This window comes from Candidatus Methylomirabilota bacterium (assembly GCA_036005065.1).
Classification (GTDB): Bacteria; Methylomirabilota; Methylomirabilia; order Rokubacteriales; family DASRDR01; genus DASYQW01.
On sequence record DASYQW010000050.1, the window covers coordinates 57,911 to 68,008 of the forward strand.

General features: G+C 69.6%; 11 protein-coding genes and 1 pseudogene. 9 read left to right on the plus strand and 3 right to left on the minus strand.

Features of this window, described 5'->3' with window-relative positions; genetic code table 11:
• Positions 1–27 precede the first annotated feature (27 nt).
• The 5 genes from VGW35_03515 to VGW35_03535 all read left to right on the plus strand — a co-directional run bounded on the left by VGW35_03515 (position 28) and on the right by VGW35_03535 (position 4,367).
• Positions 28–522 (plus strand): (2Fe-2S)-binding protein, encoded by a 495-nt coding sequence (locus VGW35_03515; GenBank protein ID HEV8306710.1) that lies wholly within the window; start codon positions 28–30, stop codon positions 520–522.
• Positions 519–962 (plus strand): carbon monoxide dehydrogenase subunit G, encoded by a 444-nt coding sequence (locus VGW35_03520; protein ID HEV8306711.1) that lies wholly within the window; start codon positions 519–521, stop codon positions 960–962. The genes VGW35_03515 and VGW35_03520 overlap by 4 nt, the downstream gene beginning before the upstream one ends.
• A complete protein-coding gene (locus tag VGW35_03525; protein HEV8306712.1) occupies positions 959–2,293 on the plus strand; it encodes an AMP-binding protein in 1,335 nt (444 codons plus the stop codon). The genes VGW35_03520 and VGW35_03525 overlap by 4 nt, the downstream gene beginning before the upstream one ends.
• Before the next feature lie 54 nt (positions 2,294–2,347).
• The gene (locus VGW35_03530; GenBank protein HEV8306713.1) at positions 2,348–3,382 is read left to right on the plus strand and encodes a zinc-binding dehydrogenase; all 1,035 of its coding nucleotides are present in this window, start codon (positions 2,348–2,350) and stop codon (positions 3,380–3,382) included.
• A 196-nt stretch (positions 3,383–3,578) separates the two neighbouring features.
• Positions 3,579–4,367: a transglycosylase SLT domain-containing protein gene (locus VGW35_03535; GenBank protein ID HEV8306714.1), complete on the plus strand. Its 789-nt coding sequence runs from the start codon at positions 3,579–3,581 to the stop codon at positions 4,365–4,367.
• A gap of 182 nt (positions 4,368–4,549) precedes the next feature.
• Here the strand turns inward: VGW35_03535 and VGW35_03540 are convergent, their stop codons facing one another.
• Entirely contained in the window at positions 4,550–5,794 is a 1,245-nt protein-coding gene (locus VGW35_03540) for an MFS transporter (GenBank protein HEV8306715.1), read from the minus strand.
• 218 nt (positions 5,795–6,012) lie between these two features.
• On the opposite strand from VGW35_03540, the gene VGW35_03545 reads away from it, so the two are divergent.
• From VGW35_03545 to VGW35_03560, 4 genes are all read left to right on the plus strand, one after another.
• On the plus strand, positions 6,013–7,005 hold the full coding sequence (locus VGW35_03545; GenBank protein ID HEV8306716.1) for an ABC transporter substrate-binding protein: 993 nt from the start codon (positions 6,013–6,015) through the stop codon (positions 7,003–7,005).
• Between the two features lie 84 nt (positions 7,006–7,089).
• Entirely contained in the window at positions 7,090–7,890 is an 801-nt protein-coding gene (locus tag VGW35_03550) for an ABC transporter permease (protein ID HEV8306717.1), read from the plus strand.
• A gap of 2 nt (positions 7,891–7,892) precedes the next feature.
• A complete protein-coding gene (locus VGW35_03555; protein ID HEV8306718.1) occupies positions 7,893–8,672 on the plus strand; it encodes an ABC transporter ATP-binding protein in 780 nt (259 codons plus the stop codon).
• A 104-nt stretch (positions 8,673–8,776) separates the two neighbouring features.
• Entirely contained in the window at positions 8,777–9,529 is a 753-nt protein-coding gene (locus tag VGW35_03560; GenBank protein HEV8306719.1) for an ABC transporter permease subunit, read from the plus strand.
• A 126-nt stretch (positions 9,530–9,655) separates the two neighbouring features.
• Here the strand turns inward: VGW35_03560 and VGW35_03565 are convergent.
• Together VGW35_03565 and VGW35_03570 are read right to left on the minus strand one after the other, a co-directional pair.
• Positions 9,656–9,826, minus strand: a pseudogene (locus tag VGW35_03565) (branched-chain amino acid ABC transporter permease).
• 9 nt (positions 9,827–9,835) lie between these two features.
• Positions 9,836–10,098 (minus strand): hypothetical protein (locus VGW35_03570; GenBank protein HEV8306720.1); only part of this gene is annotated, 263 nt, incomplete at its 5' end.

A 10,098-nucleotide genomic window follows, 5' to 3' on the forward strand; every position in this document is an offset into this window, starting at 1 on the left:
TCACGCTGCCATTCCAAAGGTCCCGACATGAGTGAGCCGCAGCGGATCGCGCTGACGGTGAACGGCGCGGCCCGGGCCGGGCACGCCGAGCCGCGGAAGCTGCTCGTGGACTTTCTCCGGGAGGACCTGGGCCTCACCGGCACCCACGTGGGCTGCGAGCACGGCATCTGCGGGGCCTGCACGATCCTCGTGAACGGCGAGGCGACGCGCGCCTGCCTGATGCTGGCCGTCCAGGCCGACGGCGCCGAGCTCCTGACCGTCGAAGGGCTCGCCACGGACGGCCGGCTCCATCCGCTCCAGGAGGCCTTCCGGGAGCACCACGGGGTCCAGTGCGGGTTCTGTACGCCCGGCATGCTCCTCACGGCCTATGATCTGCTGCGCGTCAACCCGTCCCCGACCGAGCAGGACGTGCGAGCCGGGCTCTCGGCCGTGCTCTGCCGGTGCACGGGCTACCAGGGCATCGTCGAGGCCGTCGCGGCCGCGGCCGAGCGGATCCGCGGCGCGCGCGGGACGCCCGCGTGAAGCTCGAAGGCCACTACGACCTGCCGGCGGGCCGCGACCGGGTGTGGCAGGCCCTCCTCGATCCCGCCCAGCTCATCAAGGCGATCCCGGGCTGTGAGCGGCTCGCGCCGGCCGGGCCGGAGGAGTACAAGGCCACCCTCAAGGTGGGCGTCGCCGCCGTGAAGGGAACCTTCGAGGGGAAGGTCCGGCTGTCGGACCTCGAGCCGCCGCACCGGTACCGGATGGGCGTCGAGGGAATCGGCGGACCGGGGTTCGTCCGCGGGTCAGCCGTGATGGAGCTGTCAGAGGTGGAGGGCGGCACGCGGGTCACCTACTCGGCCGACGTCCAGGTCGGTGGCCTCATCGCCAGCGTGGGGCAGCGGATGCTCGGCGGAGTGGCGAAGATGATGCTGGACCAGTTCTTCACCCGCATGACGGAGCAGCTTCGAGAGGGGACGTGACGTCCGCCGCCAGCCGCTACCTCGAGCCGGAGATCGAGACGGCCCCGCGGGAGACGCTGACGCGGCTCCAGACCGACCGGCTCCGGGTCCAGATCGAGCACGCCTCCCGGCAGAGCCCCTTCTATCGGCGCAAATTCGAGGCGGCCGGCGTCAAGCCCGAGCACATCCGGACGCTCCAGGACCTCGGCCGCCTGCCTTTCACCACCAAAGACGAGCTGAAGCAGAGCCAGGCCGATCACCCGCCGTGGGGCGACTTCCTGGCCGTTCCCCTGGACGAGTGCCTCCGCGTCCACATGACCTCCGCGACCACCGGGCGACCGCTGGCGGTTCTCGATACCCGTGATGACTGGCACGGCTTCTACCATTCCTACGCCCGATCGCTCCACGCCTTCGGGGTCCGCCGGGCGGACATGGTGATGGCGGCCTTCTCCTACGGGCCGTGGATCGGCTACTGGTCGGGCTTCTACGCGGCGCAAGACCTCGGCGCGCTGGTCTTCCCCGCCGGGGGCCTCTCCACCGACCAGCGCATCGACGCGCTGTCGACCTACCCGATCACCGTGCTCGGCTGCACGCCGTCCTACGCCCTCTTCCTGGCCGAGCAGGCGGCCCGGAAGGAGATCGATCTGGCCAAGGCCACGCGGATCCGGATCACGTGGCACACGGGAGAGCCGGGCGCCTCCATCCCTGCGACCAAGGCCAAGATCGAGGCCGCGTTCGGCGCCCGCGCCTTCGACTTGCCGGGCCTCACCGAGATCGCCGCCTGGGGCTTCGAGTGCGACGCGGGGGCCGGGCTCACCCACGTCCACGAGGACTACTGCTACCCCGAGGTCCTCGACGAGCACGACCGCCCCGTGAAGCCCGGTGAGAAGGGGGAGCTGGTCTTCACCAGCCTCTACCGGAAAGCGATGCCGCTCGTCCGGTACCGGACCCGCGACATCGTCCAGCTCGCCGATCGCCCCTGTCCCTGCGGCCGGACGCTGGTGGCCTTCGAGGGCGGCGTGCTGGCCCGGGTCGACGACATGAAGAAGGTCCGCGGGATCGTCGTCTATCCGCGGCGCGTGGAAGAGATCGTCCGCGGCCACGCCGGGGTCGACGAGTTCCAGATCGTCTTCCGCCGCGTGGAGGGACTCGACGACATCCTCGTCCGCATCGACCCGGCCCCGGCGCTCTCGGCCGATGAGCGCGCGCGGATGCACGCGGCCCTGGCCGAGGCGTTGCGCATCGGCCTGGGAATCCGCGTGAGCCTGGAGCTGACGGAGTGCGGCGGCTTGCCCCGCTGGGACCACAAGGCCCGGCGCGTCAGGGACGAGCGCACCGAGGTGCCCTTTTAGGCATTCCGGGGGGGGCCGAGCCCTCTCCGAGAGCAGGCACGAGAGGCGGGCCTCATGAAGGCGGCCTACTTCAGCGAGCACGGCGGGCCCGAGAAGCTCGTCTACGGCGGCTACAAGGACCCGGTCGCGGGGCCAGGAGAGGCCCTGGTGCGGGTGCACGCCTGCGCGCTGAACCACGTGGACCTGCTCCTCCTCGATGGCCGCTTCCCGCCGCCGGGCGGGCTCCCCCACGTGAACGGCTGCGAGGTCGCGGGCAGCCTCGCCGTGGCGGGGCCCGACGTGTCGGGCGTCACCGTCGGGCAGCGGGTGCTGATCTTCCCCGGGTTCTCCTGCGGCCACTGCGAGTACTGCCTCCGCGGCCAGCGCACGGTCTGCCTCCGCTATGGCTACCTCGGGGCCCACCGGGACGGCGGCTACGCCGAGCTGGTCAAGGTGCCCGCCGAGAACCTCCTCCCGCTTCCCGAGGCGATCAGTTTCGAAGCCGGGGCCGCCATCCCGCTCGCCATGCTCACCGCTTGGCACGCGCTGGTGGCCCAGGCCGACCTCCGCCCGGGCCAGACCGTCCTCGTCCAGGCCGCCGGGAGCGGCGTGGGCAGCGCCGCCATCCAGATCGCCCGGCTGCTCGGCGCCCGCGTCATCACGACCGTCGGCTCGGACGACAAGGTCGACTTCGCCCGCGCGCTCGGCGCCGAGGCGGTGGTCAACTACCGGAGGCAGGATTTCGTCGACGCGGTGAAGCGGTGGACCGACCGCCGGGGTGTCGACGTGGTGATCGAGCACATCGGCGCCGACACCTTCGAGCGGAGCATCTACTGCCTGACCCGCCTGGGGATCCTGGTCAGCATCGGCTCCCACGCCGACCACTGGGCCCGGATGGATCTCCGCCACGTCTACTCGAAGAACCTCCGCATCCTCGGCACCAACCTGGGCTCGATCCTCGAGCTCCGCGCGCTCCTGGGGTTCGTCGAGACCGGCGCCCTCCGCCCGGTGGTGGACCGCGTGTTCCCCCTCCGGGACGCCCGGGCGGCGGTCCAGCACCTCTGGGATCGCCGGAACCGCGGGAAGGTGATCCTCCTCCCCGACGCGTAGGTCATTTCGGGGGGTCTCGGAAGACCCCCCCGATGCCCCCCCGTCGTGGCGGCGGCGAAGCCGCCGCTCGGAGCACTCCTCGATGCACCACGCGCTCGGTGGTCGGCGCTGAGACCGGAAAGCTTGACCGGCGAAGGCCGATGATGCTACTACTCTAGGCGTTCCCGTTGGTCGCCGTTCATCTTCGGGATGCCTCATGCCGGCTGCCGTCTACGGTCGAACCTTCGCCCGCTCCCGGAGCGACCCTCGTCGTCGAGGGTCGCTGCGGTCGCTCCGTCTCGCCGGGTTCGCCGTCCTCGTCATCGGCGTCTTCTTCGTCGTCAACTGGGCCTACCACGTCGTCCGCAAGCCGACGGAGCTCCTGGCCCCGGTGAGCCCGGCCTTCGCCAAGAGTCCCCGCTCGACCTGGCTGGCCTACGGTCATCTCTTCCGCGAGCATTCTACGAAGGTCATCTCGCCGGAGCTCCTGGCGGCCCTCGCTCAGGTGGAAGCGAAAGGCAACCCCATCGCCGGCACCTACTGGCGCTGGCAGTGGACGCTGAACCCGTTCGAGATTTACCGTCCCGCCTCCAGCGCCGTCGGCTTGTTCCAGATCACGGACGCCACGTTCAGAGGGGCCAGACGGCTCTGCATTCATGAGCACACGGTGGCCAGGGAGGGTCCGTGGTACGAGCCGCGGTCCTGCTGGTTCAACAGTCTCTACAGCCGGGTCGTACCGAGCCACGCCGTCGAGCTGACCGCCGGGTACCTGGACCAGGCCGTCGCCGACACGTTGGGGCCGCGCCACCTCGCCCGGGCGACCCGCCAGCAGACGCAGGACCTCGCCGCCGTGATCCACCTCTGCGGGCCGAGGCGGGGGCTGGCGTTCGTGAGGCGGGGCTTCAGCCTGGTGCCGGGCGAACGCTGTGGGGATCACAGCCTGCGCGGTTACGTCGATCGCGTGAATGCCATGACCCGACAGTTCGCGCGCATCATGACCGACTAGGTCATTTCGGGGGGGTCTCGGAAGACCCCCCCGATGCCCCCCGTCGACACTCCCGGAGTAACCGCGCGCCAACGCCCCGCCTAGCTGCCGCGGGTCGGTGTTCCACTCCGAGCGCGGGCTTGCCCGCGCAACCCTCCCGGGGGAGGGTCTGGGAGGTGGCCGCGGAGGCCCCCTCCCATGATCTAGCGGATGATGCCGAGCCGCTCATAGATCGGTCGCACCAGCGCCCGGAGCCGGGACAGCTGGGTGGCGAACACCAGGGACCCCAGGACGGAGACGAGACCGCCCAGCCCGATGGTGCCCGGCGCGCCGATCAGGCTCGCCAGGGTCCCCGCCAGCAGGCTCCCGAGCGGCATCGCGCCGAGAAACGCCATCGAATACAGGCTCATGACCCGGCCACGCTTGTCCTCGTCGACGATCGTCTGGAGAATCGTGTTGCTGGCCGCCATGTGGACCATCATGCCGAACCCCGTGACGACCAGCGTGAGCACCGAGAGCCAGACTGTCCGGGACAGGGAAAAGGCGACGAGTCCGAGGCCGAAGAGGCTGGACGCGACGACGATCAGCCGGCCGAGTCCGAGCACCGTGCGTCGCGAAGCGAGGTAAAGCCCGCCGGCCAGGGCCCCGAGGCCGGTGGCGGCCATGAGGATCCCCAGGGTGTGAGGCCCTCCGTGCAGCACCTCGCCGGCGATCACCGGCATGAGGACCGTGTACGGCATTCCCATCAGGCTCACCAGCGCGACCAGGATCAGGACGGCCCGGATCGGGGCGAACCCGAGGGCGTAGGCGAACCCTTCCACGAGCTGCCCCATGACGGCCGGCCGGCTCAGCCCGTACGGTCTAGGTGAGACCTGTATGGCGAACAATGCCGCCAGCACCGCCACGTAGCTGATCCCGTTCAAGAGGAAGCAGATGCCCTCGCCCACCAGGGCGATGATGACCCCGGCCAGGGCCGGCCCGATCAGCCGCGCTCCGTTGAACATCGACGAGTTGAGCGCGATGGCGTTCGCCAGATCCTCCTTCCGTTCCACCAGCTCGGCCAGGAACGCCTGGCGGGTGGGGATGTCGAACCCGTTGACGACGCCGATGACGGCGCTGAGCACCAGGATCGTCGGGACGTCGATGAGGTCCCGGAGCACGAGAAAGGCCAGCACGAACGCCTGGAGCATGGCCACGGTCTGCGTCACCAGCAAGATGCGATGGCGACTCTGCCGATCCGCGAGCACCCCGCCGAAGGGGGCGATGACGAAGCCCGGAAGCTGGCCCAGGAAGCCGACCAGGCCCAGGACGAACGCGGAGGACGTGAGGCGGTAGACGAGCCAGCTCATGGCGACCTGCTGGATCCAGGTGCCGGTGAGCGAGATACACTGGCCAAGGAAGAAGAGTCGGAAGCTCCGGGAGCCGAGCGCTCGCCAATCTCGCTTCATAGGGCCACTCGCCAGATCATGGTACAGCGACCCGGCATCCGGTGGAGCAGGCGCGCTGGACAGGCCGGCGCGTGAGTTATACTGAGGGCCCCTGCCAGTGAAGCGCGCGGGCCGAGTTATCGACCGGTCCCGGCCGGGACGGGACGGTGACATCGCTCCGAGGCGCGCGTCGCCGGCGTCTCGTGAGGCCTTTGCGTACGTCCAAGGAGGTACAGGCGATGACGGTGAGGAGGCAGTTCGTGATGGCGGCGGCCCTGGCAGTCGCGGTGGCGACGGGGGTGCTCGGCGACGATCCCGCGGCTCAGACCCGCACCAGGATCAAGTACGCCCTCGGCGATGTCATCTCGATCGATGAGCTCCCGCTCCTCATCGCGGTCGAGCGAGCGAAGATGCGCGGGGTCGACGTCGAGATCACGGCCTTCAAGAGCGAGGAGATCGCGACCCAGGCGGTGGTCAACGGACAGGCCGACGTGGGTCAGGGCACTCCGTACGCGGTCGTCGAGAAAGTGTCGGTGCCCATCCGGTTCTTCTACCAGCTGAGCGCGCTACAGTTCTACCCGATCGTGAGCAAGGAACACTACAAGAACTGGAAGGACCTCGACGGCCAGGAGATCGTGGTCCACGCCCGCGGCTCCGGCACCGAGGCCATCATGAACCTGGCCGCCAAGGAGCACGGGATCAAGTACAAGAACGTGAGCTATGTACCGGGCTCCCAGGTCCGCGCTCTCGGGCTCCTGAAGGGGACTATCAAGGCCACCATCCTCGACGCCCCCAACAAGAACCACGTCATGAAGGAAGCCGCCGACCGGTTCGTCATCCTGCCGCTCGGGGAGCTGAAAGCCAGCGACGAGGCGCTCTTCGCCACGACCGCGTTCCTGGAAAAGAACGCGGCTGCCGTCGCCGTGTTCGTCGAGGAGCTGATCAGGGTCTCGCGCGCCATCAATGCCAACCCGGGCTTCGTGCTCGAGGAGCGCAAGAAGCTCGGCCTGCTCAAGGATCTCCCGGCCAAGATGGAGGAGGAGATCCTTCCCTTCTTCCAGGAAGCGGTCCAGACCGGCATCTTCCCGAGCGACGGAGGGGGTGAGCGGGCGGCCCGGAACGACCTCGAGTTCTACCGCCTCGCCGGCCAGATCAAGGCCGAGAGTCCGAAGGTCGACGACTTCTGGAGATTCGAGGCGCTCAAGGTCGCTCTGGCGCGGGTCGGCCGCTAGGGTCATTTCGGGGGGGTCTCGGAAGACCCCCCGAGGCCCCCCTCGGTTGCGGCGGCAGAGCCGCCGCTCGGAGCGGACCACCACATGCGCGGCGGTTCGAGCTTCACGTTGCGGGCGGCGAACCCGACAGGCTGCGGAGCCAGCGGGGTCGGCTGGCCGCTCGTCTCGTTCGCGCTGTTCTTCGGCGGGTGGGAGCTCCTCGGCCGTTGGCCGCTGAGTCCCGCCTTTCCCCCCTTCAGCGCGACGGCGCTCGCGCTCGGCCGGATGGCGGCCGACGGCTCACTGGTCCGGGCCTACGCCTCGACGCTTCAGCCGCTCCTGATCGGGATCGTGCTCTGCGGCGCGGCCGGCATCGGGTTCGGGGTCGCCATGGGCCTGTCCCGGACGATCGAGTGGGCCACCCTCCCGCTGGTGGTGATCCTCCAGGCCGCGCCCATGGCGGCCATCATCCCGCTCATCACGTACTTCTACGGCATCGGGCTCACCGCCAAAGTCCTGGCGGTCGTCGTTCTGGCCGCGCCGGTGATCGTCATGAACTCCTACAAGGGAATCCGCAATGCCAGTCCCTCGCTGGTCGAGATGTGCCGGTCGTTCCTCGGCACCCGGCGGCAGCAGGTGGTGAAGGTGATCCTGCCCCACGCCGGCGCCCTCATCTTCGCCGGCCTCCGGCTCGGTCTGGCCATGGGATTCGTCGGCGTGGTCATCGCCGAGCTCCTCATCACCCCGACCGGCGTCGGCGACCTCATCACCTACCACGGGTCGGTGGCCGACTACGCGGAGATGTACGCGGCCATCGCCTCCATCGTCGCGCTCGCCGCGCTGGCGCTTCATGGGCTCGAGCGCCTGGAACGACGGCTCTTTCCCCCCGAGATGCGAGGCGCCTGAACGTGGCCGGTGAGCCGATCGTCGAGGTGCGGGAGGTCGGCAAGATCTACGCCGCCGGAGTGGAGGCGCTCCGCGACGTGAACCTGGCCGCCCCTGCCGGCCGGCTCACGACGTTCCTCGGTCCCAGTGGCTGCGGGAAGACGACGCTCCTCAAGATCGTCGGCGGCCTGGTCCCTCCGAGCCGCGGCGAGGTGCGGGTCAAGGGAATGCCGGTGACCGGGCCCGGTCCCGAACGCGCGTTCGTCTTCCAGGATTTCGCCCTCCTCCCCTGGGCCAGCGTGCTGCGGAACGTCGCCTTCGGCCTCGAGCTGCGCGGCGTGCCGCGCGCCGAACGCGACGAGATCGCCCGCCGCCAGATCGCCGACGTCGGACTGGCCGGCTTCGAGGCGAGCTACCCTCACCAGCTCTCGGGCGGCATGCGCCAGCGGGTCGGGTTGGCTCGCGCCCTCGCCGTGGATGCCGACATCATCCTGATGGATGAGCCCTTCTCGTCGGTCGACGAGCAGACCCGGCGCCAGTTCCAGGAGGATCTTCTCGACCTGCTCCGCCGGCGGCAGAAGACCGTCCTCTTCGTCACCCACTCGATCGAGGAGGCGGTGTACCTCTCGGACCAGATCGTCCTGCTCTCGCCGCGCCCGGGGACCGTCTCCCGGGTCATCCAGCCGGCCATCGACCGCGGCCGGCGGAGCCCTGAGGAAATCCGGCGGGACAAGAACTATCTCGACGGCGTCGAGGAGATCTGGCAGGTGCTGAAGCGCTACGTGGGAACGCACAGGCCCTGAGCTCGGGTCGGAGGGGGTGTCGGATCGTTGCGGCGGCAAAAGCCGTCGCTCGAAGCGGCGCATGCGATCGTCGGCAGACATGAGCGAGCGTGAGCGGAGGTTCCATGGAGATCGGCATCCGGCGGGCTCCCCTGGCGGGCTCGCTGGCGCTCTGGGCGCTGGCCTGGGAGGCGGTCGGGCGGATGGGGGTGTCCTCGATCCTTCCACCTCTGTCCCGAGTAGCCGCCGCCGGGCTGGCCATCGTGCCCACCGAGAAGTTCGCGACGGCGACGCTCATCTCGCTCAGGTCGTTCGCCCTCGGCATGGCGCTCGCCATCCTGGTCGGCGTCCCGACCGGGGTCTTGATGGCGCGGCTCACCCGCCTCGGCCGCCTCCTCGGGATCTGGGTCAACGTCTTCGTCAGCGCCCCCGTCTCCGCGCTCGTCCCGATGCTCATGGCCGTCGTCGGCATCGGCGAGACGACGGTCGTGGTTACCGTGTTCCTGTTCGCGGTGTTCGTCATCGTGCTGGACACGGAAGTCGGAGTCCGGCGGGCCGACCGCTCGCTGGTCGAGATGGCCCGCTCGTTCGGAGCCCGCCGCCATCAGCTCTACACCAAGGTGCTGCTCCTCAGCGCGCTGCCCGAGATCCTGGCCGGTCTCCGCCTCGGCACCATTCGAGGCGTCAAGGGCGTGGTCATCGGCCAGCTCCTCGTCGCGATCCTGGGGGTCGGCGAGCTCTTCGAGCTCTACTCCAAGAATTTCCTCATGGAAGAGTTCTGGGCCCTCGTCATTCTCGTGTTCGGGTTCGCGTTCGCCGTTTCCGAATCCATCGCCGTCCTCGAGCGCCGCGTCGACTACTATGCCAGCCGCCGCTGAGCTCACCCGGAGGGGCCTCGCCTCCCAAACCGTCCCGCTCACGGTGGTCCACTCCGAGCGCGGGCGAAGCCCGCGCAACTTTTCCTGGGGGAGGTCTCGGAGGGGGCCGTTGAGGCCCCCCCACGGCCATCCCTGCCCGGCGGACAGCCACGACGCGGCGTAGGCGCCGATCGCCATGAAACCACCCTGCCCCAGCGAGAGCTGTCCGGCCGAGAGCGGAAAGTAGAGCGACAGGGCGAGGATCATGTTGATCCCCAGCTGGATCAGCACCTCCTCGAGGTAGGGCCCGATCATCATCCGTCGCAGTCAGTCGCGCCGCTGAAGGCGCAGGCCCAGGAGTCCCTCGGGCCGCCCCACGAGGATCAGCGTGACGGCGCCGAATGCGAAGGCATCCCGGTAGGAGGAGGCCAGGTACGCGACCCCGAGGACAGCGGCTGGGGCTCGCCGGACGACGCGCTCGTCGTGATATCGGGCCACGTGGGGCGCGATGCCGTCGCGACGACGGCCTGGCGCCACCCGGGCCGCAGTGAATCCAGAGGGGTCGTCGTCCCCGGGACCGGGGTGGCTCT